The organism is Roseobacter weihaiensis, from assembly GCF_020622345.1.
Lineage (GTDB): Bacteria > Pseudomonadota > Alphaproteobacteria > Rhodobacterales > Rhodobacteraceae > Roseobacter > Roseobacter weihaiensis.
Map to the genome: position 1 here is coordinate 126,796 of NZ_JACNMO010000001.1, position 26,306 is coordinate 153,101.

A 26,306-nucleotide genomic window follows, 5' to 3' on the forward strand; every position below is an offset into this window, starting at 1 on the left:
TGGCGAGATTACTTCTCGTCGTCGCCTTTCAGCGCAGCCCCCAGAATATCGCCAAGGGACGCACCGGAGTCGGAGGAGCCATATTGTTCCACGGCCTCTTTCTCTTCGGCAATCTCGCGTGCTTTGATCGATACGCCCAGACGCCGCGCCTTGTTGTCCACATTGGTGATGCGGACGTCGACCTTATCTCCCACCGAGAACCGCTCGGGGCGCTGCTCTGCACGGTCACGGCTCAGGTCGGAGCGGCGGATGAAGGATTTCATACCTTCGTATTCCACCTCGATGCCACCGTCCTCGATCGCCGTGACGTTCACAGTCACAACGGAGCCACGCTTCACGCCGCCCACCGCTTCGGCGAATTTGTCGCCGCCAACCGCCTTGATCGACAAAGAAATGCGCTCTTTCTCGACGTCCACTTCGGAGACAACGGCCTGAACCATGTCGCCTTTGCGGTAGTCCTGGATCGCCTCTTCGCCGCGCTGGTCCCAGCTGAGATCGGAGAGGTGCACCATACCGTCGATGTCGCCGTCGAGACCCACGAACAGACCGAACTCGGTGATATTCTTGACCTCGCCTTCGACTTCCGTGCCCTCGGGGTGCGTTTCTGCAAAGACTTCCCATGGGTTGCGCATGGTCTGTTTCAGGCCCAGAGACACGCGGCGCTTGGCCCCGTCGATTTCAAGCACCATGACTTCGACCTCTTGGGACGTCGACACGATCTTGCCCGGATGCACGTTCTTCTTGGTCCAGGACATCTCGGAAACGTGCACAAGACCCTCGACACCGGCTTCCAGTTCCACAAAGGCCCCGTAGTCGGTGATGTTGGTCACGCGACCCGTATGCACGGATTCCAGCGGGTATTTCGCGGCCACCAGATCCCAGGGATCTTCCTGCAGCTGCTTCATACCGAGGGAGATACGGTGTGTTTCCTTGTTGATCTTGATGACCTGCACCTTGATCGTCTCGCCAATCGCCAGGATTTCGGACGGGTGGTTCACCCGGCGCCATGCCATATCGGTGACGTGCAACAATCCATCTACACCGCCCAGGTCCACAAAGGCACCGTATTCGGTGATGTTCTTGACCACACCGTCGACCGTCTGGCCTTCGGTCAGGTTGCCGATCACCTCGGCGCGCTGTTCTGCGCGGGATTCTTCGAGGATCGCACGGCGCGACACCACGATATTGCCCCGACGACGGTCCATTTTCAGGATCTGGAACGGCTGCTTGAGACCCATCAGCGGGCCCGCGTCGCGCACAGGGCGCACGTCAACCTGGCTGCCGGGCAGGAAGGCCACGGCACCGCCGAGATCAACGGTAAAGCCGCCTTTGACACGGCCAAAGATCGCGCCTTCGACGCGCTCTTCGTCGGCATAGGCTTTTTCCAGACGATCCCATGCTTCTTCACGGCGGGCCATTTCGCGAGAGATAACCGCTTCGCCGCGCGAGCTTTCGACCTGACGCAGGAAGACTTCGACTTCGTCGCCCACGTCGATTTTCGGTGCTTCACCGGGATCTGCAAATTCTTTGAGTTCGACGCGGCCTTCCATCTTGTAGCCGACGTCGATAATGGCCTGACCCGCTTCGATTGCGATCACCTTGCCTTTGACGACAGACCCTTCCTCGGGTGTGTCCATTTCGAAGCTTTCTTCTAAGAGTGCTTCAAACTCATCCATCATATTTGCCATATGGCGTGTTTTTCCTAACTAGCGTTTGTTTCCGGCCGTGCGGTTGTCTCCGCCGGTCTTTGGGGTTTCCATTTGGCCAAAGCAGTCAACAAAGAAGGGCCGGTAAAACCGACCCTGCTCGCCCTTGCGGTGTTTTCCCCGCTTCAACGGGTGCGCGTATAGGCGCATTTGGCCGTGCCTGCAAGCCTTAACCTTATTTATGCTGCCGCAAGGGCAAACCTCAGAGCAGGTCTTTCTAACACGTCAGGCCCTTGGCCTAGAGCGTCTGACCTTTGCGCAGTTCGTCCAGCAGATCCTGATATATCTCGTTGCTGTCTCCGCCGCCAAAGACCTGAGCCCCGCCTGAATAGGTCTGGCCGTAGGTCCGGGCAACATTCACCGTCTGTACCAGGGCCGAAAGCAACTGGTCCTGCTCAAGGGCGGCCAGCGGGTGAATGAATACACCCCAGAGCCTGCCCTGCGCCACGGCATAGCGGGCATCAAGGGCGGTGTCGAAATTGGCCTGCATCAGACGCAGCAACTCCTCCGCCTCCAGGCCTTCTGCGGACCGGATGGGGACCATCGCCCGCATGCGATCAGCGCGTGGATCCGTCACGACAAGCACCGGGATATCCTCAATGGTGAATTCGATGGTGCCGCCGCGCAGCTGCGCCTCTTCATCGATGGCCAGAATGATATCTGCCAGCCGCTCCAGTGTCATGGGGGGTTCAAGCTGCGGGTCAGGGGCGGGGATATCGCTTTGCTGCGCGACGCTCAAGCTGCCGAAAACACTCAGTATCAAGGTTAAAAGAAGTCGTGCCATGGGAATGCCTTTCGCCGTCTATATAGCGACAGGCTAGCCCCGGATGGCCTCAAACACCAAGCACCCTTTGGTGATGAGCCTGCAACAAAGCAACCCTGAGGCTGCGACCTGCGCTACGATCTGCGTTCTTCGATCACAGAGATTGCCGCAAGGATCGCGTCTTCAATGCTCATCTGAGAAGTGTCTATGAGCGCCGCGTCTTTGGCAGGCACCAGTGGTGCTGCGGCACGGTCGCGATCCCGCGCGTCCCTCTCCCGCACCTCTGCGAGCACCTGCTCGTAGCGCAAGCCACCGCCCTTGCCCGCCAGTTCTTCATAGCGGCGCCGGGCGCGCACATCTGCATCGGCGGTGATAAAAAGCTTTGCCTCTGCGTCGGGGCAGATCACCGTGCCGATGTCACGACCGTCCAGAACGGCCCCGCCCTGCCGCCGCGCGAAACTGCGCTGAAAATCGACAAGGGCCGCGCGCACCTCGGCAAGTACGGCAACCCGGCTGGCGGCTTGGGCGACCTCGGGGCTGCGCAGATCGCTGGCGTGCAAATCCTCAGCCTTCAGCGCCTGTGCCGCTTTGATCGGGTCCATCCCCAGCAATGTCTTTGCCCCGACCGCGCGGTAGAGCAGACCTGTATCGAGATGCTTGAACCCAAAATGCGCCGCAACGGCTTTGGAAATGGTGCCCTTTCCAGCCGCCGCCGGTCCGTCAATCGCGATGGTAAAAGCCGCTGTCATAGAATCCCGTCGCGCTTACCGATTGATGCGCTTGATCTGAGCGCCCAAACCCGCCATCAAGGGCTCAAAGATCGGAAAGGACGTGGCGATCGGCCCCGCATCGTCAACCCGCACCGGCTTTTGCGTGGCCATGCCCAGCACCAGGAAAGACATGGCGATCCGGTGATCCAGCGCGCTGGCGCAGAGGCCGCCGCCCGGCACATTCCCGTGTCCAAGCCCCGTCACGGTCCACCAGTCGGGCCCTTCGTCCACACTGACGCCATTGGCGCGCAGACCCTTGGCCATCGCATCGATCCGGTCGCTTTCCTTGACCCGCAGTTCCTTGACGCCCCGCATCCCTGTCTGCCCGCGCGCAAAACTCGCCACGACCGACAACACCGGATATTCGTCGATCATACTCGCGGCGCGCTCTGGCGGGACCTCAATGCCTTTGAGGTCCGGTGAAAACCGTGCGCGCAGGTCCGCGACCGGCTCCCCGCCTTCGAACCGCTCATTTTCGTAGGTCAGGTCCGCCCCCATCTCGCGCAGCGTGGTAAAGAGACCGGCGCGCGTGGGGTTCAGGCCGATCCCCGGCACCCGCACGTCCGAGCCCGGCACAATCAAGGCTGCACATACCGGAAAGGCCGCCGAGGAAGGATCACGCGGCACATCAATACGCTGCGGCGTCAGTTCGGGCTGTCCGGTCAGTGTAATGACCCGGCCCGCCTCGGTCTCCTCCACCGTGATCTCCGCGCCAAAGCCTGCAAGCATCCGTTCGGTGTGATCGCGCGTGGCCTCCGCCTCGATCACGATGGTTTTGCCCGGCGCATTCAGCCCTGCCAGCAACACCGCAGATTTCACCTGCGCGGACGGCACCGGCACGGTGTATTCAACCGGCACCGGATGCACCGCACCGATGACGGTCATCGGCAACCGCCCCCCTGCCCGGCCAAAGGCCTGCGTGCCGAAAAGCGTCAGCGGGTCGGTGACCCGCGCCATCGGTCGCCCATTCAAAGACGCATCCCCGGTAAACGTCGCGGCAATGGGAGAAGTCGCCATCGCCCCCATGATCAGCCGCACGCCCGTGCCGGAGTTGCCGCAATCGATCACGTTTTCAGGCTCCGCGAAACCACCGACACCGACACCGTGAACCGACCAGTCGCCGCCGCCGTGATCGGTCACCTCCGCGCCAAAGGCCCGCATCGCCTGGGCCGTGTCGAGCACGTCCTGCCCCTCCAGCAGACCCGAAATCCGCGTCTCACCCACGCTGAGCGCACCGAGGATCAGGGACCGGTGAGAAATGGATTTATCCCCCGGCACCTGCGCCTCGCCGGTGAGCGGCCCGCAAGCGTGAGAGGTCATCGGGATCGGTGCGCCGTGGCTGGACATATGTCTTCTCTATCTGGGGTCGGTCCTGGGAGGTGAATTACCGACAAGCCCGTGCCGCGTCCACCCCAATCGCCGGTCGGCGCATCAGCGCCGCACGAAGGTCAGATAGTGGGGGGTGCGCCCTTCGCGCAGGGCCTTTTGCTCATAGCGCGTGGAAATCCAGTCGTCCCAGGGCGCGCGCCAGTCATTGGGCCGCCGGGCTGTCCAGTCAAAGCCGCAACGCGGTATCTCCTGCAGCGCCTGGCGCACGTAATCCTCAATGTCCGTGGCCACGCGAAAGACCGCGCCGGGTTTCAAGGCCCGTGCCAACGGTTCCAGATGCTCGGGGGTCACAAAGCGCCGACGGTGATGGCGTGATTTGGGCCAGGGGTCGGGATAGAGCAGAAAGGCCCGGTCAAGGGACTGCGCGGGCAGCACGTCCATCAGGTCGCGCGCGTCCCCCGGATAGACCGAAAGGTTCTCGACCCCGGCGCGGCGAATTTTGCCCAGCAGCATTGCAACCCCATTGATGTAGGGCTCCGCCCCGATGATACCGACCTGCGGGTTCTGCTGTGCCTGATGCACCAGATGCTCGCCCCCGCCGAAACCGACCTCCAGCCAGACCGGCTTGGGGCCGAAAAGCTTGCCAAGGTCCAAAGGGCTCCGCTCTGGATTAAGCGCCCAATCGACCGGGCCGGGCGAGAGACGGTCGAGGTCTTCGTCCAGATAGGTTCGCTGGGAGGCCTTCAAGGTCTTGCCCTTCAGGCGGCCGTAGAAATTCCGGTGCGGGCGTTTGCGATCAGTCATGCGGGGCCGTTTAGCGGGCAGGCGGCGGTACTGCAACGGGGCTGGGTTGGCTGCGTGCCCGGATTTGTCCAGACGGCCTGCTTTCGATCGCTCGCGGGCCGACTGCCGGAGCAGTTAAAGACCCCTTGGAAACGATGTCAGATCGCGCTTTTCAGCTTCTCCGTCAGATCCGTCTTTTCCCAGCTAAAGCCGCCATCGCTGTCCGGCGCACGCCCAAAGTGCCCGTAGGCTGCGGTGCGCGCATAAATCGGTCGGTTGAGGTCCAGGTGCTCGCGGATACCGCGCGGCGTCAAATCAATGATCTCTCCAATGGCGCGTTCGATCTGTTCATCGTCCACCTCTCCGGAGCCGAAGGTATCGCAATAGATCGACAGCGGCTTGGAAACCCCGATGGCATAGCTGAGCTGGATGGTGCATTTGTCTGCCAGCCCGGCAGCCACAACGTTCTTGGCCAGATAGCGCGACACATAGGCCGCAGAGCGGTCGACTTTGGTCGGATCTTTGCCCGAGAACGCCCCGCCGCCATGCGGCGCAGCCCCGCCGTAGGTGTCCACGATGATCTTGCGACCGGTCAGCCCCGCATCCCCGTCCGGCCCGCCGATCACGAAGGTGCCCGTCGGGTTCACCCACCATTCCGTGGTGTCGGTGATCCAACCCTGCGGCAGAACTTCCCGGATGTAGGGCTCAACAATGGCGCGGATATCGTCAGAGCTTTGGCTTTCATCTGCATGTTGGGTGGAGAGCACAATAGAGCTCACACCAACCGGCTTGCCATCCTCGTACCGCACGGAAAGCTGGCTCTTTGCATCCGGGCGCAGGGTCGGCTCGGTGCCGTCCTTGCGGACCTCCGCCAGACGCCGCAGAATGGCATGGGCATAATGGATCGGTGCGGGCATCAATTCCGGCGTCTCGTTTGAGGCAAATCCAAACATGATGCCCTGGTCGCCGGCACCCTCGTCCTTGTTGCCGCTGGCATCGACACCCTGCGCGATATGCGCCGATTGCTGGTGCAACAGATTGGTGATCTCGCAGGTCGCGTGATGAAACTCGTCCTGCTCGTATCCGATGTCCTTGATGCAGGCGCGCGCGATCTCTTCGATCCGGCCCATATAGGTTTCGAGTTTGGTCTTGTCGGAAAGACCCACCTCGCCGCCAATCACAACCCGATTGGTTGTGGCGAAGGTTTCGGCTGCCACGCGGGCTTCGGGCTCTTCCGCCAGAAACGCATCAAGGACTGCGTCCGAAATGCGGTCGCAGACCTTGTCCGGATGCCCTTCTGAGACGGACTCCGACGTGAACGTGAAGTTTTTGCGTGACATTTTATGCTCCGATACATCGATTAGTGAACCACGTCAGGAAGCCGTTGTGGTTCGTCGCGCTTGCATACGTGCGCGTTCTGGGGGCGTCAATCTCTAACTGCGCGGCACTTTACGCAATCTCAACGCAGCGCCCGCAACCAGTCCCAGCAGGATCAGTATCGCAATCGGCGCATCCCCTATCTTGCTGTAAAGCGTGGGCGGCATCGGGCGGGGCAAGGGCGCATCCAGAAAATCCGCCACGCCCAGTGGCAACGCGGCCATGACCCGACCAAAGGGGTCGATCATCGCCGAAATACCTGTGTTAGCTGCCCGCATCAGGGGAAGGCCCTGTTCGATGGCGCGCATACGGGCCTGGGCCAGATGCTGCTGGGGCCCGGCATATTGCCCGAACCATGCATCATTGGTGACCTGCAACAGAAAATCGGGCCGTTCGGGCGCACCATTCACGCCATGGGCAAAGACAACCTCGTAGCAGATCAACGGCAGGCCCCGACCCAAGGGGCCGAATTCCAGAATGACAGCGCCAGGACCGCTGGCGAACCCCGCGCCATTGGCTGCAAGGCCGGTCAGACTCAAGCGATCCGCAAGATGCGCAAAGGGGATGTATTCCCCAAAAGGCACCAGATGGTGCTTGTCATAGATATCGCGGACGCGACCGTCGGGCCCTAGCACCGCCAGCGCATTGCGTAGCCTGTCGCCGTCAAACCGCAGTGCGCCAAGGGTTACCGTCCGACCCGCCGCGGCCGCGGAGATCTCCACCAGAACAGGCTCTGCTGTATCAAGACGCCACGGGATCGCCGTTTCCGGCCAGACGATCAGATCAGGGGCCTGATCCGGCGCGCGCGGGGCCGCACGCGTGAAGCCGAGCTGGCGTTGGAAAAAGACCTCTGCCATGTCGGGTTGCCACTTGAGGTGTTGTGCAGCGTTGGGTTGCACCAGCCGCACCCATTGCCCGGTAAGCTCGCTCGGTGGACGGGCCTGCGGCAGGTGAAACGCCAGCGCCACCCCAACAAAGAGCGCGATCTGGCCCAACCGCAACGACGTCTTTGAGGCCGTGCCCGGTGGGATCGACAGCAGCCACGCCAGCAACATCAGGACCAGCGTTGCCCCATGCGGACCGCCCCAGGCGAGAAGACGCGACACGGGTCCCTCGATCATGACCTGCGCAGGGCTCGCCCAGGGAAAGCCGGTGAACACATAGGCCCGCAACATCTCGGTCCCTGCCCAGCACAGCACCAGGCCAAAGGCTGCGGGCGATAGGAGCCGGGCCACCCAGAACGCAAGGCCCCAGAACAAGGCAAGCCCCATGCTGAGAAACAGCAGGGCAAAAGGGGCCATCCAGCCGTGACGTGCCACATCCACCTGAAACGGCTCCACAATCCAGATCAGCGAGAGGGCAAAATACCCTACCCCGAAGGCCCATCCTGTCAAGGCCGCGTCGATCCGCGTCCCTTGAGCCCGCCACATGGCAAACCCTGCAGACAGGGCCAGCAAAAGCGCGAGGGGATACTCATAGGGCGCCTGGCCCAGCGCCGCCACCGCGCCCATGGCGGCCGACAAGGCGAGGCGCAGGGCGCGCGGCGCCTGCGAGAACCGACGCGCGACACCCGAGATTTGCAGGCTCACGCAGACTGCGCGACGGTGCGCACGCGCAATCGCTTGATCCGACGGGGATCGGCGTCAATCACTTCGAATTCGGGGCCATCTGGATGCACGACCACTTCACCGCGGGCCGGCACCCGGCCCGAGAGCATAAAGACCAACCCCCCCAGCGTGTCGATCTCTTCTTCGTCCACCTCATCATGGGCGGTCAGCGACTGGCCAATCTCGGCCTCGAAGTCATCCAGCGGCGTTTTGGCAAGCGCCAGATAACATCCGGGTTTCTCTTCGGTGAAGTAAAGCGCCTCATCCACGTCGTGTTCGTCTTCGATCTCGCCGATGACCTGTTCAATCAGGTCTTCAATGGTGGCCAATCCATCGACGCCACCGTACTCATCGATCACCAGCGCCATGTGACGCCGTTCCGCCTGCATCTTGGTCAGCAACACGCCAATCGTCATCGAGGGCGGCACAAAGAGCAGCGGGCGCAGCATGGCCCGCATATCGAACTTTGTGGAGGTGCCGTTAAAGCCATGGGTCAGCGCCAGGTCCTTGAGGTGCAAGAACCCCACCGGCGTGTCCAGCGTACCATCGTAGACCGGCAGACGGCTCAGCCCGGTTTCTTTGAACACAGCCACCACTTCGTCCAGCGTGCTGGTGGCCGGGATTGCCATGATGTCCGCCTTGGGAACCGAGACATCCTCAACCCGCATGCTGCGCAGGTTCATCATGCCATGGGTCTGATGACGCTCTGTGCTGGCGGAGGCACGCGGTGCCTTGCCTTCCTCTTCCGAGGGGCTGAGTGCGCCAATGACGCGGCTGAAAAAGCCACCTTGGCGGGAGGTTTCGGTATCTTGGGAAGGGTTTTGTTCGTCGCGCGCGCGCTGCGCTGCGTCAGATGATCCGTCGTTGTCGCCCATTGGGTCCTGTTCTGAATTAAAGCGGGCCACCCCGCCGATTGTATCAATATGGGTCATCAAGCCCCAGTTTGCCAAGTATTTCGGTCTCAATTCTCTGCATCAGCGTGGCATCAGGGTCACGAACATGGTCATACCCCAATAAATGTAACGTTCCATGAACAACGAGATGCGTCACATGGTCTGCCATCGATTTATGCAGCTCGGCGGCTTCGCGCGCGCAGGTGTCATAGGCGATTGCGATATCTCCGAGCGCCAGGCTGCCATCAGGTCCCGGCAAAACGGGAAACGGTGTGCCACCCGCCACATCCGGCGCAAGCGACGCAGCAGGCCAACTGAGGACATTTGTGGCCACCGGCTTGCTGCGAAACTCACCGTTTAAGGTGGCAATGCGCGTGTCATCGCAGGCCAGCACGGAAATCTCGGCAGCCTCTGCGTCAATCCCCAGGTGGAGAAAGCTTGCCGCCAGCGCCTTTTCCACCAACCCGTTGAAATCCAGGCTGTTCCAACGGTCGTCTTCGATGAGTATGTCGATCTCCATGGGCCAGCCGGGCAAGCTCCTTTGGCGGGGTCAGGTCGCGGGCGGGTCGGCCTCATAGGCCTCGATGATCGCCGCAACCAGCGGGTGACGCACGACGTCCTTGGAGGTGAAGTAGTTGAAGCTGATCTTGGGAATGGTCCTGAGGAGACGCTCCGCATCCGCAAGGCCCGAGGCTGTGCCGCGCGGCAAGTCGATCTGCGTGCGGTCCCCGGTGATCACCATGCGAGACCCCTCGCCCAATCGCGTCAGGAACATCTTCATCTGCATCGAGGTGGCGTTCTGCGCTTCATCCAGCACGACAAAGGCATTCGACAGCGTGCGCCCGCGCATGAAGGCCAGGGGTGCGATCTCGATCTGTTTCTCTTCGATCAGGCGGGCCAGCTGCTTGCCCGGCAGAAAATCCCCCAAAGCGTCGTAAAGCGGCTGCATGTAGGGATCGACCTTGTCTTTCATGTCACCGGGCAAAAAGCCCAGACGCTCCCCCGCCTCGACCGCCGGGCGCGACAGGATAATCTTATCCACCTGCCCTGACAAAAACATCGACACCCCCACGGCAACCGCCAGATAGGTCTTACCCGTGCCCGCAGGGCCGATCCCAAAGGCAAGCTCATGTTCAAAGAGCGACTGCACATAGGCTTTCTGCGCATCCGTTCGCGGCTCGACCCGTTTCTTGCGGGTCTGAATCTCGACGCGGTTGCCAATGGGCATTTCCAACTGGTCACCATCTTCCGGGCTCGCGACCTCATCGAAAGGCCCCATGCGCAACTCCCGGTCCACATCGCCCGGCTCGACCGCGCGACCGCTTTCCAGCCGCGCATATAGGGCATGCAACACGCGCACCGCATCCGTTTGCGCAGGTGGCTCGCCCATCACGGCAAGCTGGTTGCCGCGCCGGATAATCTGCACGCCAAGTGACTTTTCGATCTGTGTAAGGTTCGCGTCATAAGGACCACAAAGGTCGATCAGCAAACGATTGTCCGGAAACTCAACCGTCCCTCCGGAAGCAGCGGTCAATGTGTCGGTCGGGCTTGGGTCACTGGGCGGCAATAGCTGCTCCTCGCGCATATGAGTCGTTTTGACGGTGCCAATTCCAAGAGGGCAACGCAAGCGCCAGAGCCGTTATTTGATCCCAGCCGCTCGTAAAAAAAGCCGGCAGGTATAATCCCGCCGGCGTCTCAAGGCGCTCCGGCCAATACTTTAAAGCGCGTCGCCAAGGACCGTGGCACCACCACCCTTGAAATCGCCCACGACCTGGGTAGGGGGCGCGATCCCCGAGCAGACAGGCTTGCCGGTGCGGCGATCAAGACGTGCCGACAGATATCCTTCGATACCGTCATCGATGATCCAGTGGTCGCAACCATTGGGATCAACCCATATCCCGGCTCTCAGGCTGGAGAGCTCTTTCTGGTCGAACAATCCAAAATCAGAGGTCTTGCTGGGTCCGACCTCGGTGCAGCCAGCGACGGAAAGCGCCGCGACAATTGCGAAATATCTGATACGTGACATGTCCACTCTCCTTAGCTGACGCAAATGATTTCAACGCGGCGGTTCTGGGCCCGTCCCGCAGCTGTATCGTTGGAGGCTGCGGGTTTACGCTCGCCGTAACCCTGTACCGTTGAAATACGCACGCCGGCTTCTCTTGCAATTGCTGCTACAGCATTCGCGCGGTTGAGTGAGAGTTCCATATTGGCCGCGTCGGAGTCGACGCTGTCAGTGTGGCCTGCGACCGAAAAGGTTCGAAATTCGGATTGCCGGAAAAACTGCACCAACTTGGTCCGGCCAAAATCGCTGATCGCAAAGCTGCCAGGGGCAAAAAACGTGTCTGATTCGACCAGGCCGCAGACACTGCCTTCGCGGCAGACCGGAATCCCGTTTCTGTTCACATGCGGGGTCATGAACCCTTCGGCCCCATCGTCCATCACCCAATGCTCGCAGCCATCGGGATCTATCCAGATATTGGGCACATATTGCTCACTCTCCAGACCCGGTCGTGAGGATGACTGCGCCGCGGCAGCCCCCGCCTGCAGCGCAAAGACTGCGCTTGCAATGACGCATACCGCGCCCCGCGCACCTTTCGAAAACCGTTTCACCATTACTTTATCCCTTACCAAACAAATGCCCGCGCTTGCACCAAGCCTGACGGGCAGAAAACATTGTCTGATATTAAATAAAAATGAACGGAATATCACGTTTTCAATCACAACAATTTTCTCCAATTTTTAGTCAATCTCCATCGATAGGCGAAATTCCGGAAATCATTGAATCCATTTACCATTATGTACGTTGTATCGCCGCAAGGGAATTGCGTTTCGCTTCAGTGATTCTGACAGGAAGAATGTCGCCGATCGCGGCGGTACAGCCGTCGATATGAACCGCGTGCAGATACTCGGATTTGCCGACCATCTGACCGTCAAATCTTCCTTTCTTTTCAACCAGAACGCGGACATCCCGGCCAACCATCTCCTTCTGGATGTTCTGCTGCTGTTGGGTGATCAGCGCCTGGATGCGCTGCAGGCGGGCGTCGGCCTCTTCCGGGTCAACCTGCGCGCGTTCCGCCGCCGGCGTGCCCGGACGGGTGGAGTATTTGAACGAATAAGCGTAGCCATAATTTACCGACTCGATCAAATCGAGCGTCGCCTGAAAGTCTGCTTCGGTCTCTTCGGGAAAGCCAACGATGAAATCACCGGACAGAAGAATGTCGGGCCTTGCTGCACGAATGCGCTCGATCAGCCTCAGATAGCTCTCGGCGGTGTGGCTTCGGTTCATCCGTTTGAGGATCCGGTCGGACCCCGATTGCACCGGCAGATGCAGATAGGGCATCAGTTTGGGGCAGTCGCGGTGCGCCTCGATCAGATCGTCCTGCATGTCATTGGGATGCGATGTAGTAAAGCGGATACGCTCCAGCCCGTCGATGTCATTGAGGGCCCAGATCAGCTGGGCGAGCGATTGCTCCACCCCGTCCGGGCCCAGGCCATGATAGGCATTGACGTTCTGCCCCAGCAGGGTGATTTCGCGCACGCCGCGCGCGACCAGATCGCGGGCTTCGTCCAGCACCCGTGTCACCGGGCGGCTGACCTCGGCTCCACGGGTATAGGGTACCACGCAAAAAGCGCAGAATTTATCGCAGCCCTCCTGAACGGTCAGAAAGGCCGATGGCGCCCGCCTGGCTTTGGGACGGGCGCGCATCTCCTCAAATTTGTCTTCCGGCGGGAAATCGGTATCGAGCGCCTTTTCGCCCTGCCGCAGCCGCGCCTCCATCTGCGGCAGACGGTGGTAGGACTGTGGCCCCACCACCAGATCGACAGCAGGCTGACGCCGCATGATCTCTTCGCCCTCGGCCTGTGCCACACAGCCAGCCACCCCGATCTTGAGATCCGGATTGACGGTTTTGAGCGGTTTCAGCCGGCCCAGTTCCGAATAAACCTTTTCGGCGGCTTTCTCGCGAATGTGGCAGGTATTGAGCAGGATCATATCCGCCTCCTCCGCCACTTTCGTTTCCACATAGCCCTCGCCCCCAAGGGCTTCGGCCATGCGTTCGCTGTCATAAACATTCATCTGGCAGCCGTAAGTCTTGATGAAAAGCTTCTTGGGCGCAGTCATGATCCGGGTCCATTCGATGAGTTGTGCAAAGCTGAGTATCAGCCGCACGCAGGGCTTGCAATGCGCCTGCAATTACCCGACGCTGCGCAGGTTAAAACAGCGGAGAAACGGATGCGCTCAAAAAGCCTCGGCGACTTTGTGAAAACCGCGGGCAGCGCCCTGTCAGAAGGCCCCATCGCCATCGTTCTTGTCGAAGACGACGTGGAGGTTGCCACAACCCTGCGCCACCACGAAAAGGCAGGGTTTGCCACCATTCTGGCGCTGATGCCGGCCCGCTTTGATCTGCCGCAGGACATCGCCGCCGCCGTGCACCGGATCGATTATGACACGAGCGCTGACGGGGCTGTTGAAACGGCCGTCAACAGCATCATTGCCGCCGCACCGGGTCAGTGGATCTATTACTGCTTTAACGCCGAATATCTTTTTTTCCCCTTTTGCGAAACGCGCAGCGTCAGCGAAATGCTGACCTTTCATGCAGAAGAACGGCGAGAGGCGATGTTGAGCTATGTGGTCGATCTCTATGCCGATGATCTCTCGCTGTTTCCGGATGCGGTATCGCTTGAACGCGCGCATCTCGACCGGTCGGGCTATTATGCCCTGGCGCGCACGGATGCGCAGGACAACGACCGCCCAAAAGACCGGCAGCTTGATTTTTACGGCGGGCTGCGCTGGCGTTTCGAAGAGCACGTTCCCTACACACGTCGGAAAATTGACCGGATCAGCCTTTTTCGCGCCAAACCCGGACTAATGCTGCGCAGCGATCACACGCTGTCAGACGAGGAATACAACACCTATGCCTGCCCCTGGCATCACAACCTGACCACAGCGATCTGCTCTTTCCGAACCGCGAAGGCGCTGAAAAGCAACCCCGGCAGCGCGCAGGCGATCACGACCTTCAAATGGCACAATTCCGAAGCCTTCGAATGGCACTCACGGCAATTGCTGGATCTGGGTCTGATGGAGCCCGGCCAGTGGTTCTGAGCCTTGCCGAGCCTGTGGGCTGACGAAAGATGATCTGCCACCGGTCTTCGCGCGGTCGCTGAGTGTCTGTCATGCCGTGGCCGGGGGGGATGGTCAGTTCAGCTCGTGCTACGCAGCCGGATCACGACATCGACGGAGGCGATCTCCGCCCCCTCCGGCGCGTCGGGCAACTGGGAAATGATCAACTGATCAGAAGGTGCATCGGTCAGTGTCGCATCTTCTTCCCAATAAAAATGCGGGTGATCGTGCGTGTTCGTGTCAAAGTAGCTCTTGGAGCCATCGACTGTCACCTCCTGCACCAGACCAACGTCACAAAACGCACGCAGCGTGTTGTAGACGGTCGCAAGTGATACGGCTTCGCCCTGCGACTTGGCGGCCTCGAAAAGGCTCTCTGCGGTCACGTGACGATGATTTCCGTCACCGATCAACAACGCCGCCAGCGTCACTCTTTGACGGGTCGGGCGCAGATCAGCCGTTGCCAGCCAGGCCATTCCCCGTTCATGTTGCGCGTTGGTCATGAAAGCCTCATCTGCAAACTTGTATCTATATAAAGGATTTCGCGAACCGTTTTCAATTGGAAACCTGATCCCGGCAGGCCAAGTGGGTCCAGATTGCCCCGACTGCGCGCATTCAGCGCACCCTTGCAGGACGTGGCGACACGGTGCTAGAGGAGTTCGACCTTAAAAGATGCCGAGCAGGAGACGCGCCAGAATGGCCCAATACCCCACAAGTTTTGACAAGGAAGGCCTGCTGAAGTGCGCCCGAGGCGAGCTCTTTGGCCCCGGTAACGCGCAGTTGCCCGAGCCGCCAATGCTGATGATGGACCGGATCACCGACATCTCCGAAGACGGCGGCGAGCATGGCAAGGGCCATGTGGTGGCAGAGTTCGATATCACGCCAGATCTGTGGTTTTTCGACTGCCATTTTCCAGGCAATCCCATCATGCCCGGCTGTCTTGGGTTGGACGGTCTGTGGCAGCTGACCGGGTTCAATCTGGGCTGGCGCGGCTGGCAGGGCCGCGGGTACGCCTTGGGCGTGGGCGAGGTGAAACTGACGGGTATGGTCCGGCCCGACCGGAAAATGCTGACCTACTTTGTGGATTTCACCAAAGCGATCCAAACCCGCCGCTTGACAATGGGGGTGGCCAATGGCCGTGTGGAGGCAGATGGGGAAACCATCTATCAAGTGACAGATATGAAGGTTGCGCTCTCAGAAAACTGAGGCAAACCCACCGGGAATAAAGGAGTGCGCCATGCGCCGCGTCGTCGTGACAGGTCTGGGCATCGTCTCATCCATCGGAAACAACGCCACAGAGGTCCTCGCCGCCCTCAAAGCGGGCAAAAGCGGGATCGTGGCGAACCCTGAAATGGCCGAGCACGGGTTCCGCAGCCAGATTGCCGGCAGCCTGAAGCTGGACGTGACCGAGCATGTGGACAAACGGACGCTGCGGTTCATGGGACCGGGGGCCGCCTACGCCCATATCGCCATGGGCCAGGCCATTGCGGACGCAGGCTTGGACGAGGCCACGATATCGAACCCGCGCACCGGCCTGGTGGCAGGCTCTGGCGGGCCATCCACCAGCGCAATGCTGACGGCGCATAATGTGGTGGCCAAGACCGGCGCCACCAAGCGTATCGGCCCCTTCGCGGTGCCTAAATGCATGTCTTCGACCGTCAGCGCCAATCTGAGCACGGCCTACAAGATCAAGGGCATCAACTATTCCATCACCTCCGCCTGTTCGACGTCGCTGCACTGCATCGGCAATGCGGCAGAGCAGATCATGATGGGCAAGCAGGATGTGATGTTTGCCGGGGGCGGGGAGGAGCTGGACTGGACGCTGTCGTGCCTTTTTGACGCCATGGGCGCCATGAGCAGCAAATACAATGATACGCCCGAGCAGGCGAGCCGCGCCTTTGACGCGGACCGCGATGGCTTCGTGATCTCAGGCGGGGGCGGCATTCTCGTGCTGGAAGAGCTGGAGCACGCTTTGGCCCGCCGCGCAAAGATTTACGCCGAAGTGACCGGCTTTGCGGCCACCTCCGATGGGGCCGATATGGTGGCACCTTCAGGCGAAGGCGCGGAACGGGCGATGGGTCTGGCGCTGGCCACGCTGCCCGAGGGGCGGTCGGTCGACTACATCAACGCCCATGGCACTTCGACCCCGGCCGGGGACCAGCCGGAAATCGAGGCCGTCCGGCGCAGTTTTCAGGGCAAGCGGCAACCGCCTGTCAGCTCCACCAAATCCATGACCGGGCACAGCCAGGGGGCCGCCGGGGCGCAGGAGGCGATCTATTGCCTTTTGATGTTGCAGCATGACTTCATCACGCCCTCCATCAATGTCGACACCCTCGACCCTGCGTTCAAGGAGGGGGAAATCGCGACATCGCTGATCGAAGGGGCCGGGCTTGACAGCGTTATGACCAATTCTTTTGGGTTTGGCGGGACCAATGGGTCGATGATCCTGTCCAGGTATATGGGGTAGTTGAGTATGTCGGGAGTGTTGCAAGGAAAACGCGGGCTGGTCATGGGGGTGGCCAATGAACGCTCCATCGCGTGGGGCATTGCAAAAGCCATGGCGGCGGCCGGGGCCGAGCTCGCCTTTACCTACCAAGGAGAGGCGTTCGGGTCACGGCTCGCCCCGTTGGCAGCCTCGGTCGGATCAGATTTCAGGGTGGATGTGGATGTCACCGATGACGCCTCGCTCGATGCGGCTTTTGCGCAACTGGGCGCGCGCTGGCCGACGATTGATTTTGTGGTGCACGCGATTGCGTTTTCCGACAAGACAGAATTGACCGGTCGGTTCCTCAACACCAGCCGCGACAATTTCAAGCAGACGATGGATATCAGCGCCTATTCCTTTGTCGAAGTGGCGCGCCGGTCGCATCCCTTGATGGTGGAGAACGGCGGCACGCTGATGACCCTGACCTATCAGGGCAGCAACAGCGTTGTGCCGAATTACAACGTCATGGGCGTGGCCAAGGCAGCGCTGGAAAGTGCGACGCGTTATCTGGCCAATGACCTCGGGCCGGAAGGCATCCGGGTCAATGCGATCTCGCCCGGCCCGATGAAAACGCTGGCCGGGGCGGCAATCGGCGGCGCGCGCAAGACCTATAAACACACCGATCAAAACGCCCCCCTGCGGTCGAATGCAACACTGGAAGCGGTTGGCGGTACGGCAGTCTATCTCGCCTCTGATGCGGGGGCCTGCACCACGGGTGAGATCATCCGCGTTGATGGCGGCTACCACATCCTCGGCATGCCGCAGGGCGAAAACCTCTAGGCGGTCGCGACGCCTGCACAGTTCCGCCCTAATCGTGCCGCATTGACGCGGCACGCTTGCCGTATGAGGAAACCGATCAGCAGACGCGACCTTCGCCAGGTGGCCTACCGGCAACGCGCATCCAGCGCTCGTCTTTACGCGCGTCTGCTGATGCCTGTCACAGTGTTTGTGCTGGCAACCGGCCTCTGGTCGGACCCGGTCGTCGGTCCTCAACTGGTGCAAGGTCTGGAGGAGATCCGACCAATTGCCGCAAGCTATCTCGTGGATACACCGCTTGAAAATATCCTGGGACCCGCCCCGGCAACGGAAGACACGGTCGACGCGGCAGACGTGGAAGGCCGCGTCACGGCCTCGACATCGCTACCCCCGTCGGTCGTTCCGATCAATCGCAACTGAACGTGAGACGGCAGGACCGCCTGACTTAACATGCTTTGGTTGACGCGCGCTGCCGCTGCGAGCGACAGTGCTCCGCATCGCTCAGCTCAGACACTTCCGCCCCGGCAGGCAATCCGTTCTCTGGCATGACCTGGACATCGCCCCGGTCCGTCTGCCTTTCGCCGCCAGCACCAGCGCTGCGTTTTCTGGCAAACCCCTGCTCGATCTGCTGGTCGATGGCCCAGACCTGCATCGGATCAGAGATTTCAGAAGGCACCAAAGCGGGGGCTGAAAAACTCTCTGCCTGGGCCGCCGGGTTAAGGTTTGCTGATCTCAACGATCTGCGACGTTCACAAATGGTGACAGCCAGAAAGCTCCCCGCGAGCGTTAGTAAACTGCCCCCAACCCACCCGGCCACAAGGGCACCGGCCCAGCTCATTCCGGCAAGCTTTAGTCCTGCCACCACTCCAAGTGTCGCAAGGGCGTTCAATGCCACAAACTGCAATGGATTAACGGGGCGGGAGGTATCGTCTGGGATGCGGTTTCGGGTCATGGCGGTCTCTGCTCAAAAGTGAGGTAGAGGACCTTCTGATCCGATGGCGGTTCATAGTATTTTCACATGCATGGTTGTAAAAACGCGCAGTCCAGATTTCAACAGCTTGCCCGTATCTTGATTAATACATCTGACCGACCTGTTAACCAAGCACGGGTCAAGCAGCGTCAACGCGCATGAGTTCGATGTCAAAGGTCAGGTCCTTGCCTGCCAGGGGGTGGTTGCCATCCAAGGTGACCGTTGCCTCATCGACATCGACGACCATCACCTTCATCGCCTGCCCTTCCGGCGTCTGCACCTGCAACGGCACGCCGATTTCGAGCGGGATGTCGTCCGGGATGCCCTCGCGTGGCACGGCCTGCCGCATCTCGGGGTTCACAGGTCCATAGGCCTGATCGCAGGCGATCTGAACCTTCTTTTTGTCCCCGACAGCCATCCCCGGCAGGGCAACATCAAGCCCGGGAATAATCTGCCCAGACCCGACAACGAATTCCAGCGGGTCACGACCTTCGGAGCTGTCAAACGTGGTCCCGTCCAGCAAGGTACCGGTGTAGTGGATGGCAACTGTATCGCCCGTCTTGACCTGGGTCATTCTCTATCCAATCATGTTGAGAAAAGGGATGTTGAAGGCCGCGTATCGGCGGGTTCTTCGTCTTGGGCCCAAGACTGCCCGCGATAACAGGGCGAGTAAACCCGAAAAGACGGTCATTTCGCCCTTTTCCCTCACCCTGTGGCATGACACTCTGCGCAGCAGATCCGTGGGAGGACGATGCAGATGCCTATCACCACTTGTATTTTTGACGCGTACGGGACGCTTTTCGATGTTTCCGCCGCCGCGCGTCAGGCCGCGGCGGAGCCTGAATTTGCCGCGATCGCCGACAGTTGGCCTGTCCTTGCGGAACACTGGCGACAAAAACAACTGCAGTATACCTGGCTGCGCGCGGTCGTCGGCGCGCATGAGGATTTCTGGACGGTGACCCAAGAGGGCCTCGACTGGGCCATGCAGAAACAGGGGGTCGGGCAGGATGCGGCCCTGCGTGAAAGACTGCTGGCGCTGTATTGGGAGCTGCAAAGCTATCCCGAAGTGCCGGAAATGCTCCATAGTCTCAAGCAGATGGGTATGAAGACTGCCATCCTGTCCAACGGCTCTCCGCAGATGCTGGAGGGGGCAGTGCGCTCCGCCGGGATCGAGGACGTGCTGGATGACACCCTCTCCGTTGAAACGGTTGGCGTGTTCAAACCCGCGCCGCAGGTCTACGATCTGGTGAGCAAACGCTTTGGATGCGAAAAAGAGGAGGTACTGTTTGTGTCGTCAAACGGATGGGATGCGGCATGCGCAACCGGCTACGGGTTTGAAACGGTCTGGGTCAATCGCGCGGGAGACCCGCCAGACAGGCTCCCCTGGAGACCGTCACACAGCCTCTCCGATCTGCAAAAAGTTCCTGAACTGGCAGGCGGATAGTGGCGCATTTCACCACATCAGACGGGTTATCGCTGTATTATACGGACGATGGATCGGGCATCCCGATCCTGTGTTTGCCAGGGTTGACCCGTACCACGGCCGATTTCGACTACATCACGCCACATCTGGCAAGGTGCAGGCTTATCAAGCTCGATTATCGCGGCAGGGGCAAGTCGGACTGGGACCAAACCTGGCAGAACTACAATCTGAGTGTTGAGGCCCGAGATGTCCTGGAGCTTCTGGATCATCTCAAGCTGGACCGGGTGGCGATCCTGGGCACCTCACGCGGTGGATTGCTGGCCATGGGGATTGCAATGGGGGCCAGAGAAAGGCTGATCGGGGTGGCCCTCAATGATATCGGCCCGGTGATCGATCCCAAGGGGCTCAGCTTTATCATGGGGTATCTGGGGCGCAAACCCGGCGCGGCAAACCACGTCCAAGCCGCACGCGCGCTCGAACGGGGCCTGAACGGTTTCGTGGATGTGCCTTTTTCGCGGTGGATGGAAGAGGCCGTCAAACACTACGTCAGAAACGATGACGGCCTTGATATCACCTATGACCCCAAACTGCGCTCTGCGGTCGAAGAGCAGGGCGCACAGGCTGCCCCGGATCTTTGGCCGTTCTTTGATGCCATGAAGGGGCTGCCGCTGGCCACCATCCGCGGCGAGAACTCCGATCTGCTGACCCGCGAAACACTTGCCCAGATGCAGGAATGCCGCCCCGACATGATATCGGCTGTTGCGGTCGGTCGCGGCCATGTCCCCTTTCTGGACGAGCCTGAAGCCGTGGCGGCGTTGCAGACATGGGTCGAGTTGATGAAATGAACATCGATATGATACGCGCCGCAGCGCGGCGGCTTGAGGGGCACATCCGGCACACACCCCTTTTTCATTCGCCTTTTCTCGATGAGCTTGCAGGCCGGCGGGTCTGGGTCAAGGCCGAGTGCCTGCAACACACCGGGAGTTTCAAGTACCGTGGGGCACTGTCCGCGATCTCGGCGCTTGCGCCTGAAAACCGCGCAAAGGGAATTCTCGCTTATTCCAGCGGCAACCATGCGCAGGGGGTCGCCCTGGCGGCCCGGCAGGTCGGGGCCCCTGCGGTCATCATCATGCCAGCGGACGCCCCCCGCATCAAGATCGGCAACACCCGTGCTTTGGGCGCGGAGGTGGTGCTCTACAACCGGGTGGCGGGGGAGGACCGCGAGGCCATCGGTGCCGGTCTCGCGGAGGAAAGGGGGCTGACGCTGATCAGGCCCTTCGACAATGCCCAAGTGATCGCAGGCCAGGGCACCACGGGGCTGGAGATTGCGCAGGCGGCAGCGGCAGCCGGGATCGCGCAGGCCGATGTGGTGGTATGTTGCGGCGGTGGCGGCTTTGCCTCCGGCATCGCCCTCGCACTGGAAGCGGAGGCCCCCGGTCTGCGGGTCCGCCCGGCGGAGCCTGCGCATTTCGACGACATGGCCCGCTCGCTCAGGTCAGGCACGCGGCTCAGCAATGCGGCGACCTCGGGCAGTCTGTGTGACGCGATCATTTCGCCCACGCCGGGGGAGCTGACCTTCCCCATTCTCCAACGGTTGGCCGGGCCCGGTCTGGTAGTCACCGATGATGAGGCCCTGCACGCCATGGCGGTGGCCTTCAACATGCTCAAAGTCGTGGCCGAACCGGGAGGTGCCGTGGCGCTGGCCGCCGCCCTGTTTCAGGCTCAGGCGTTTGAAACCGAAGATGTGATCGTTACCATCTCTGGCGGTAACGTCGATGCGGAGGTCTTTCAGATGGCGCTGAGCCGTTTCGGTGCGGACCACGCCTGACGAATAGCTCCGCTGAAAAGGAACCGCCTGATGAAAATCGCCCGCTTTGACGGTATCGCACTGCACTACCGGGATGAGGGACCTCAAGAGGGGCCCATCGTTGTCTTTGCCAACTCGCTGGGCACGGATCTGCGCCTTTGGGATCCGATCATGCCGCTCCTGCCGGAAGGCCTGCGGATCATCCGGTTCGACAAACGCGGCCATGGGCTGTCCACCTGCCCGCCAAGCCCTTACGGGATGGGCACCCTGGTCAGCGATGCCGAAAAACTGCTGGACTATCTGGAGGTTAAAAACTGCGTTTTCGTGGGCCTGTCCATCGGGGGCATGATCGCACAGGGCCTGGCGGTGAAGCGGCTGGACCTGATCCGCGCGATGGTACTGTCCAACACGGCGGCCAAGATCGGCACCCCCGCGCTTTGGGAAGCGCGCATCGCAGAGGTGCAGAGCGGCGGGATCGAAAAACTGGCCGATGCGGTGATGGAGCGGTGGTTTTCTGCCGCCTTCCGTGCCACGCCTGCGTTGGAGCTCTGGCGCAACATGCTGACCCGGCAGGAAGACGAAGGCTACATCGGCTGCTCGGCGGCCATCTCCGGCACCGACTTCTACACGCCCACCAGCGGGTTGCGCCTGCCCACGCTGGGCATCGCGGGGGCCGAAGATGGCTCGACCCCGCCCGATCTGGTGCGTGAAACCGTTGATCTGATCCCCGGCAGCCAGTTCCACCTGATCCGCAAGGCCGGGCATCTGCCCTGCGTCGAGCAGCCCGAGGAATACGCCCGTGTGCTGACCGACTTTCTGACCGGCATGGGTCATATCGGGGGCGGCCGTGGCTGACATCCTGCTGGTCCATGGCTCCTGCCACGGCGCGTGGTGCTGGTACGAGGTGGTCCCCCGCCTCACCGCCCGGGGCCACCGGGTGCGCGTGCTGGATCTGCCGGGGCACGGCGCGGATCAAACGCCCATAGGCCAGGTGACGCTGGAGGCTTATGCACAGGCCATTGCGGTCGCCTGTGCGGACCAGACGGTTCTGGTCGGCCATTCGATGGGCGGCTATGCCATCACGGCTGCGGCCCTTCTGGTCCCGGATCAGATCACCCGGCTTGTCTATCTGTGCGCCTACGTGCCGCAAGACGGTGTCACCCTGGCCCAGATGCGTGGAAAAGCGCCCACGCAACCGCTGCTCCCGGCCATCCGGAAGGCAGCGGACGGGCACAGCTTTACGGTTGATCCGGCACTGGCACCGGGTATTTTCTATCACGACTGCACGCCGGAGCATGTCGCCTTCGCCCTGCCCCGGCTCTGCCCCCAGCCCATCGCGCCCACCGAGACGGCGCTGCACAACCTGGCGCGGATCGCCACCATCCCCCGGCGCTACATCCGGTGCCTTGAGGACCGGACGATCCCGCCCGCGTTTCAGGTCACCATGACTGCGGACTGGCCCGAAAAGGAGGTGCAGGAAATGGGCTGCGGGCATTCACCGTTTTTCGCCGCTCCCGACGGCCTTGCCAGACGCCTCGATCAGGCGATAACAGGATGGCCCATGGCAGCCAGCGTTTTTGACAGCCCACTTTATGCAAAACTCTTTCCAACGGGGGAAGCGGGTCGGTTGTTTTCAGACAGTGCCGCGCTGCGCGCCATGCTGTTGGTCGAGGGGGCTTTGGCCAAGGTGCAGGGTGAGGCCGGCGTGATCCCTCAGATCAGCGCGGCAGCGATCCACCGGGCCACGCTGGAGATTCAGATCGACCCCGGTGCGATCGCATCCGAAACCGGTTGGAACGGGGTCAGCGTGCCAGGACTTGTCGCGACTTTCCGCAAGGAAATGAACGCGCCGGAGCACGCCCAATACGTTCACTGGGGCGCGACCTCCCAGGACATTATCGACACCGGGTTGATGCTGCGCCTTCGGCAGCTCCTCGCGCTGGCCGAGACGGCGCTCACGGCGCTGTTGGGCAAGCTGGCCGATCAGGCCAAGACAGAGTATCCGACCCTGCCCGACAACCTCTTTGACCTGCACGCACAGCTTGGTCACGCCCCTCAGAATGCGCGGCGGTTCGTGGCCCGTGTCCGGGCGCTCTAGCGGATGCGCCCGGCGGTCGTTTTTATCCTCATCACCATGATGATCGACGCGATGGGCATTGGCCTCATCATCCCGGTGATGCCCGATCTCTTCCAGGAGGTGGGGGCCGGGGATCTCAGCACTGCCGCCCTTTGGGGAGGCGTTCTGGCAACGGCCTTTGCAGTGATGCAGTTCCTATTTGGCCCAGTAATCGGCGGGCTGTCTGACCGGTTCGGACGCAGGCCGGTGCTGCTGATATCGCTGGTGGTGATGGCGCTTGATTATCTGGTGATGGCCGTCGCGGGCAGCATCTGGCTGCTCTTGCTGGGCCGCCTCGTTGGCGGGATCACCGCCGCGACCCAGGGCACCGCAAACGCCTATATGGCGGATATCTCAGCCCCGGAAGACCGCGCCGCCAACTTTGGCCTGATCGGCGCGGCCTTTGGCATAGGCTTTGTGCTGGGGCCGCTGATTGGCGGGCTGCTGGCAGAGTTCGGCACCCGCGCGCCGTTTTATGCCGCCGCAACGCTTGCCGGGTTAAACGCCATCTTTGGCTATTTCGTTCTGAAAGAGACCTTGCCTGTTGAAAAGCGCCGTCGGTTCTCATGGCGGCGTGCCAACCCGCTGGGCAGCTTTCGGCATCTGGCGGCCCTGCCCGGCATCGCGCCGCTTCTCGTGGTGTTTTTCCTCTATCAGGTGGCCTTTGCGGTCTATCCGGCCATCTGGTCGTTTTTCGGCAAGGAGCGCTTTGGCTGGGAGCCCTCGACGATTGGGCTGAGCCTAGCGCTTTTCGGCATCATGATGGCCATCGTGCAGGGCGGTCTGATCCGACCAGTCATGCGGCTGTTGGGCGAACGGGGCACCGTGCTTTACGGTCACCTCTTTGACATTTGCGCCTTTCTGGCGCTGGCCTTCGTGACCAGCGGCGGGCTGGCCCTGATCCTCACGCCGCTTGCGGCACTGGCGGCAGTGATCACGCCCGCCTTGCAGGGCATCATGTCCAGGGCTGTCGGCCCGGATGCCCAGGGAGAGCTGCAAGGCGCGCTGACCTCGCTTGGCGCGCTGGCGATGATCCTCTCTCCGCTGCTGATGACAGGCACATTCGCAACCTTTACCGGTGCGGATGCGAGACTTTACTTTCCGGGAGCCCCCTTCGTTTTATCCGCAGGACTGATCGTGGTCGGCCTGCTTGTCTTTCTGATCCGCAGACCCGCAAGGTCGTTTTCCTGACGGCTTTGAGGCCAATCTGTCGCGTTATGACTTGCGCATGACGGCAGCTCCGCTAACGCTTAGGCAGGACCCGTGACCGCACAGGAAAGACCTTACCACCATGCAGACGATCAAAGCCGCAGTATGCCACGCATTCGGGGCGCCCCTCCGCATCGAAGATATCCAGATCCGCGCGCCGGAGCGGGGCGAGATCGAAGTCACACTGGATGCCGTGGCGATCTGCCATTCGGATATCTCCTACGCCGACGGGGCCTGGGGCGGATCGTTGCCCGCCGTCTACGGGCATGAGGCCGCGGGGCGTGTCTCTGCCCTTGGGTCCGGTGTGGCGGGTCTTGCGGTTGGCGACAGTGTTGTCGTGACGCTGATCCGCGCCTGCGGCACCTGTTGCAGCTGTGCAAGCGGTCAACCGACGCAATGCGAGACACCCTATGATGGTGACAAAGGGCCGATCACAACGGTGCAGGGCGGCAAGCTGCATCAGGCAATGGCCACGGCTGCCTTTGCTGAAAAGGTCGTGGTCGACCAAAAGCAGGTCGTGCGGATCAGCGCTGACATTCCCAAAGACGCCGCCAGCCTGATCGCCTGCGGCGTCATCACGGGCGTAGGGGCCGTGGTGAATGCCGCCCGGCTGCGTGCGGGTCAGGACGTCGTCGTGATCGGTGCGGGGGGTGTTGGCCTCAATGCCATTCAAGGCGCGCGCATCGCCGGGGCACGGCGGATCGTGGCTGTGGACATGAGCGACGCGAAACTGCAAACCGCCAGGGATTTTGGCGCAACGGACGCTATTCTGGCGACACAGGAAAAGCCTTGGCGCACAGCCTTCAAGGCGCTCGGCGGACGCGGGGCAGATGCGGTCATTGTCACCGTGGGGGCGATCCCGGCCTATGATACAGCAGCGCGCTATCTGGGTCGGGGCGGCACCGTGGTGATGGTCGGCATGCCCCACTCCGGGGCCACGGCGACTTACGAGCCTGTGGTGCTGGCGGCGGTCGGTCAGGGCATGGTCGGCTCCAAAATGGGCGATGTCGTGATCCAGCGGGATATTCCGTGGATGGTTGATCTTTATACCCAGGGGCGGCTCAAGCTGGACGAGCTGATTTCCGGCCGCTGGCAGCTTGAAGAGATCAACGAGGCCATCGCCGATACCAAGGCCGGGGCCGCCCGGCGCAATGTGATCGTCTTTGATCGGTAGCTGCGACCCCACCCGTAAAATT

Annotated in this window: 27 protein-coding genes, 2 pseudogenes and 1 riboswitch; of the genes and pseudogenes, 13 read left to right on the forward strand and 16 right to left on the reverse strand. The window is 61.4% G+C overall.

What is annotated here, in order from left to right; all coding sequences use genetic code 11:
- Nucleotides 1-8: 8 nt before the first annotated feature.
- From rpsA to miaB, 13 genes are all read right to left on the reverse strand, one after another.
- Nucleotides 9-1,688 (reverse strand): 30S ribosomal protein S1, encoded by a 1,680-nt coding sequence (rpsA, locus tag H7847_RS00690; RefSeq protein ID WP_264479409.1) that lies wholly within the window; start codon nucleotides 1,686-1,688, stop codon nucleotides 9-11.
- 256 nt (nucleotides 1,689-1,944) lie between these two features.
- Nucleotides 1,945-2,490: a hypothetical protein gene (locus H7847_RS00695; RefSeq protein ID WP_227267461.1), complete on the reverse strand. Its 546-nt coding sequence runs from the start codon at nucleotides 2,488-2,490 to the stop codon at nucleotides 1,945-1,947.
- Between the two features lie 113 nt (nucleotides 2,491-2,603).
- Nucleotides 2,604-3,218 (reverse strand): (d)CMP kinase, encoded by a 615-nt coding sequence (locus tag H7847_RS00700; protein WP_227267462.1) that lies wholly within the window; start codon nucleotides 3,216-3,218, stop codon nucleotides 2,604-2,606.
- Between the two features lie 15 nt (nucleotides 3,219-3,233).
- Nucleotides 3,234-4,586, reverse strand: a complete 1,353-nt coding sequence (gene aroA, locus H7847_RS00705) for a 3-phosphoshikimate 1-carboxyvinyltransferase (RefSeq protein ID WP_227267463.1) — start codon at nucleotides 4,584-4,586, stop codon at nucleotides 3,234-3,236.
- An 84-nt stretch (nucleotides 4,587-4,670) separates the two neighbouring features.
- Nucleotides 4,671-5,372, reverse strand: coding sequence for a tRNA (guanosine(46)-N7)-methyltransferase TrmB (gene trmB / locus H7847_RS00710; protein ID WP_227267464.1), 702 nt, complete (start codon nucleotides 5,370-5,372; stop codon nucleotides 4,671-4,673).
- A gap of 137 nt (nucleotides 5,373-5,509) precedes the next feature.
- Entirely contained in the window at nucleotides 5,510-6,691 is a 1,182-nt protein-coding gene (gene metK / locus H7847_RS00715) for a methionine adenosyltransferase (RefSeq protein ID WP_227267465.1), read from the reverse strand.
- Between the two features lie 4 nt (nucleotides 6,692-6,695).
- Nucleotides 6,696-6,747: riboswitch (SAM-SAH riboswitch) on the reverse strand.
- A gap of 37 nt (nucleotides 6,748-6,784) precedes the next feature.
- A complete protein-coding gene (gene lnt / locus H7847_RS00720; RefSeq protein WP_319799732.1) occupies nucleotides 6,785-8,317 on the reverse strand; it encodes an apolipoprotein N-acyltransferase in 1,533 nt (510 codons plus the stop codon).
- Nucleotides 8,314-9,210, reverse strand: coding sequence for a hemolysin family protein (locus tag H7847_RS00725; protein WP_227267753.1), 897 nt, complete (start codon nucleotides 9,208-9,210; stop codon nucleotides 8,314-8,316). Before H7847_RS00725 ends, lnt begins: the two co-directional genes overlap by 4 nt.
- Nucleotides 9,211-9,253: 43 nt before the next feature.
- A complete protein-coding gene (ybeY, locus tag H7847_RS00730) occupies nucleotides 9,254-9,748 on the reverse strand; it encodes an rRNA maturation RNase YbeY (RefSeq protein ID WP_227267466.1) in 495 nt (164 codons plus the stop codon).
- 30 nt (nucleotides 9,749-9,778) lie between these two features.
- Nucleotides 9,779-10,795 (reverse strand): PhoH family protein, encoded by a 1,017-nt coding sequence (locus H7847_RS00735; protein WP_227267467.1) that lies wholly within the window; start codon nucleotides 10,793-10,795, stop codon nucleotides 9,779-9,781.
- A gap of 150 nt (nucleotides 10,796-10,945) precedes the next feature.
- Nucleotides 10,946-11,254, reverse strand: a complete 309-nt coding sequence (locus H7847_RS00740; protein ID WP_227267468.1) for a hypothetical protein — start codon at nucleotides 11,252-11,254, stop codon at nucleotides 10,946-10,948.
- 11 nt (nucleotides 11,255-11,265) lie between these two features.
- Nucleotides 11,266-11,964: an OmpA family protein gene (locus H7847_RS00745; protein ID WP_319799733.1), complete on the reverse strand. Its 699-nt coding sequence runs from the start codon at nucleotides 11,962-11,964 to the stop codon at nucleotides 11,266-11,268.
- A gap of 58 nt (nucleotides 11,965-12,022) precedes the next feature.
- A complete protein-coding gene (gene miaB, locus H7847_RS00750; protein ID WP_227267469.1) occupies nucleotides 12,023-13,348 on the reverse strand; it encodes a tRNA (N6-isopentenyl adenosine(37)-C2)-methylthiotransferase MiaB in 1,326 nt (441 codons plus the stop codon).
- Nucleotides 13,349-13,459: 111 nt separating this feature from the next.
- Here miaB and H7847_RS00755 point away from each other — a divergent pair, with 111 nt between their 5' ends.
- Nucleotides 13,460-14,329, forward strand: coding sequence for a hypothetical protein (locus H7847_RS00755; protein WP_227267470.1), 870 nt, complete (start codon nucleotides 13,460-13,462; stop codon nucleotides 14,327-14,329).
- A gap of 98 nt (nucleotides 14,330-14,427) precedes the next feature.
- On the opposite strand, the gene irr is transcribed toward H7847_RS00755, so the two are convergent.
- Nucleotides 14,428-14,847: a Fur family transcriptional regulator Irr gene (irr, locus tag H7847_RS00760; protein ID WP_227267471.1), complete on the reverse strand. Its 420-nt coding sequence runs from the start codon at nucleotides 14,845-14,847 to the stop codon at nucleotides 14,428-14,430.
- Between the two features lie 193 nt (nucleotides 14,848-15,040).
- On the opposite strand from irr, the gene fabA reads away from it, so the two are divergent.
- The 4 genes from fabA (at nucleotide 15,041) to H7847_RS00780 (ending at nucleotide 18,005) form a co-directional block, all read left to right on the forward strand.
- Nucleotides 15,041-15,550, forward strand: coding sequence for a bifunctional 3-hydroxydecanoyl-ACP dehydratase/trans-2-decenoyl-ACP isomerase (gene fabA / locus H7847_RS00765; protein ID WP_227267472.1), 510 nt, complete (start codon nucleotides 15,041-15,043; stop codon nucleotides 15,548-15,550).
- A gap of 31 nt (nucleotides 15,551-15,581) precedes the next feature.
- Nucleotides 15,582-16,811: a beta-ketoacyl-ACP synthase I gene (gene fabB, locus H7847_RS00770; RefSeq protein ID WP_227267473.1), complete on the forward strand. Its 1,230-nt coding sequence runs from the start codon at nucleotides 15,582-15,584 to the stop codon at nucleotides 16,809-16,811.
- Between the two features lie 6 nt (nucleotides 16,812-16,817).
- Nucleotides 16,818-17,609, forward strand: coding sequence for an enoyl-ACP reductase FabI (locus H7847_RS00775; RefSeq protein ID WP_227267474.1), 792 nt, complete (start codon nucleotides 16,818-16,820; stop codon nucleotides 17,607-17,609).
- A gap of 63 nt (nucleotides 17,610-17,672) precedes the next feature.
- Nucleotides 17,673-18,005 carry a hypothetical protein gene (locus tag H7847_RS00780; RefSeq protein ID WP_227267475.1) on the forward strand — a complete coding sequence of 111 codons (333 nt, stop codon included), beginning with the start codon at nucleotides 17,673-17,675 and terminating at the stop codon, nucleotides 18,003-18,005.
- A gap of 25 nt (nucleotides 18,006-18,030) precedes the next feature.
- Here the strand turns inward: H7847_RS00780 and H7847_RS00785 are convergent, their stop codons facing one another.
- Complete coding sequence (locus H7847_RS00785) at nucleotides 18,031-18,537, reverse strand: hypothetical protein (RefSeq protein WP_227267476.1); 507 nt, start codon at nucleotides 18,535-18,537, stop codon at nucleotides 18,031-18,033.
- Between the two features lie 157 nt (nucleotides 18,538-18,694).
- On the reverse strand, nucleotides 18,695-19,129 hold the full coding sequence (locus tag H7847_RS00790) for an FKBP-type peptidyl-prolyl cis-trans isomerase (protein ID WP_227267477.1): 435 nt from the start codon (nucleotides 19,127-19,129) through the stop codon (nucleotides 18,695-18,697).
- Between the two features lie 183 nt (nucleotides 19,130-19,312).
- Here H7847_RS00790 and H7847_RS00795 point away from each other — a divergent pair, with 183 nt between their 5' ends.
- From H7847_RS00795 to H7847_RS00830, 8 genes and pseudogenes are all read left to right on the forward strand, one after another.
- Nucleotides 19,313-19,999, forward strand: coding sequence for a haloacid dehalogenase type II (locus H7847_RS00795; protein ID WP_227267478.1), 687 nt, complete (start codon nucleotides 19,313-19,315; stop codon nucleotides 19,997-19,999).
- On the forward strand, nucleotides 19,999-20,823 hold the full coding sequence (locus tag H7847_RS00800) for an alpha/beta fold hydrolase (protein ID WP_227267479.1): 825 nt from the start codon (nucleotides 19,999-20,001) through the stop codon (nucleotides 20,821-20,823). The genes H7847_RS00795 and H7847_RS00800 overlap by 1 nt, the downstream gene beginning before the upstream one ends.
- Entirely contained in the window at nucleotides 20,820-21,806 is a 987-nt protein-coding gene (locus H7847_RS00805) for a threonine ammonia-lyase (protein ID WP_227267755.1), read from the forward strand. Before H7847_RS00800 ends, H7847_RS00805 begins: the two co-directional genes overlap by 4 nt.
- Before the next feature lie 30 nt (nucleotides 21,807-21,836).
- Nucleotides 21,837-22,640: a 3-oxoadipate enol-lactonase gene (pcaD, locus tag H7847_RS00810; protein WP_227267480.1), complete on the forward strand. Its 804-nt coding sequence runs from the start codon at nucleotides 21,837-21,839 to the stop codon at nucleotides 22,638-22,640.
- Nucleotides 22,633-23,304, forward strand: a pseudogene (locus H7847_RS00815) (alpha/beta fold hydrolase); the annotation flags it as partial. The gene pcaD and the pseudogene H7847_RS00815, both read left to right, overlap by 8 nt.
- Nucleotides 23,305-23,346: 42 nt before the next feature.
- Nucleotides 23,347-23,781: pseudogene (locus tag H7847_RS00820) on the forward strand (adenylosuccinate lyase family protein); the annotation flags it as partial.
- 105 nt (nucleotides 23,782-23,886) lie between these two features.
- Complete coding sequence (locus tag H7847_RS00825; RefSeq protein ID WP_227267481.1) at nucleotides 23,887-25,092, forward strand: TCR/Tet family MFS transporter; 1,206 nt, start codon at nucleotides 23,887-23,889, stop codon at nucleotides 25,090-25,092.
- Nucleotides 25,093-25,192: 100 nt separating this feature from the next.
- Nucleotides 25,193-26,284, forward strand: coding sequence for a zinc-binding dehydrogenase (locus H7847_RS00830; protein ID WP_227267482.1), 1,092 nt, complete (start codon nucleotides 25,193-25,195; stop codon nucleotides 26,282-26,284).
- The last annotated feature ends 22 nt before the right edge of the window (nucleotides 26,285-26,306 follow it).

Bases quoted from the DNA above. Each gene is read 5' to 3' on its own strand.
- rpsA (WP_264479409.1), bottom strand. From the start codon at position 1,688: ATGGCAAATATGATGGATGAGTTTGAAGCACTCTTAGAAGAAAGCTTC.
- H7847_RS00695 (WP_227267461.1), bottom strand. From the start codon at position 2,490: ATGGCACGACTTCTTTTAACCTTGATACTGAGTGTTTTCGGCAGCTTG.
- H7847_RS00700 (WP_227267462.1), bottom strand. From the start codon at position 3,218: ATGACAGCGGCTTTTACCATCGCGATTGACGGACCGGCGGCGGCTGGA.
- aroA (WP_227267463.1), bottom strand. From the start codon at position 4,586: ATGTCCAGCCACGGCGCACCGATCCCGATGACCTCTCACGCTTGCGGG.
- trmB (WP_227267464.1), bottom strand. From the start codon at position 5,372: ATGACTGATCGCAAACGCCCGCACCGGAATTTCTACGGCCGCCTGAAG.
- metK (WP_227267465.1), bottom strand. From the start codon at position 6,691: ATGTCACGCAAAAACTTCACGTTCACGTCGGAGTCCGTCTCAGAAGGG.
- H7847_RS00725 (WP_227267753.1), bottom strand. From the start codon at position 9,210: ATGGGCGACAACGACGGATCATCTGACGCAGCGCAGCGCGCGCGCGAC.
- ybeY (WP_227267466.1), bottom strand. From the start codon at position 9,748: ATGGAGATCGACATACTCATCGAAGACGACCGTTGGAACAGCCTGGAT.
- H7847_RS00740 (WP_227267468.1), bottom strand. From the start codon at position 11,254: ATGTCACGTATCAGATATTTCGCAATTGTCGCGGCGCTTTCCGTCGCT.
- miaB (WP_227267469.1), bottom strand. From the start codon at position 13,348: ATGACTGCGCCCAAGAAGCTTTTCATCAAGACTTACGGCTGCCAGATG.
- H7847_RS00755 (WP_227267470.1), top strand. From the start codon at position 13,460: ATGCGCTCAAAAAGCCTCGGCGACTTTGTGAAAACCGCGGGCAGCGCC.
- irr (WP_227267471.1), bottom strand. From the start codon at position 14,847: ATGACCAACGCGCAACATGAACGGGGAATGGCCTGGCTGGCAACGGCT.
- fabA (WP_227267472.1), top strand. From the start codon at position 15,041: ATGGCCCAATACCCCACAAGTTTTGACAAGGAAGGCCTGCTGAAGTGC.
- fabB (WP_227267473.1), top strand. From the start codon at position 15,582: ATGCGCCGCGTCGTCGTGACAGGTCTGGGCATCGTCTCATCCATCGGA.
- H7847_RS00775 (WP_227267474.1), top strand. From the start codon at position 16,818: ATGTCGGGAGTGTTGCAAGGAAAACGCGGGCTGGTCATGGGGGTGGCC.
- H7847_RS00780 (WP_227267475.1), top strand. From the start codon at position 17,673: ATGAGGAAACCGATCAGCAGACGCGACCTTCGCCAGGTGGCCTACCGG.
- H7847_RS00785 (WP_227267476.1), bottom strand. From the start codon at position 18,537: ATGACCCGAAACCGCATCCCAGACGATACCTCCCGCCCCGTTAATCCA.
- H7847_RS00790 (WP_227267477.1), bottom strand. From the start codon at position 19,129: ATGACCCAGGTCAAGACGGGCGATACAGTTGCCATCCACTACACCGGT.
- H7847_RS00795 (WP_227267478.1), top strand. From the start codon at position 19,313: ATGCCTATCACCACTTGTATTTTTGACGCGTACGGGACGCTTTTCGAT.
- H7847_RS00805 (WP_227267755.1), top strand. From the start codon at position 20,820: ATGAACATCGATATGATACGCGCCGCAGCGCGGCGGCTTGAGGGGCAC.
- pcaD (WP_227267480.1), top strand. From the start codon at position 21,837: ATGAAAATCGCCCGCTTTGACGGTATCGCACTGCACTACCGGGATGAG.
- H7847_RS00825 (WP_227267481.1), top strand. From the start codon at position 23,887: ATGCGCCCGGCGGTCGTTTTTATCCTCATCACCATGATGATCGACGCG.
- H7847_RS00830 (WP_227267482.1), top strand. From the start codon at position 25,193: ATGCAGACGATCAAAGCCGCAGTATGCCACGCATTCGGGGCGCCCCTC.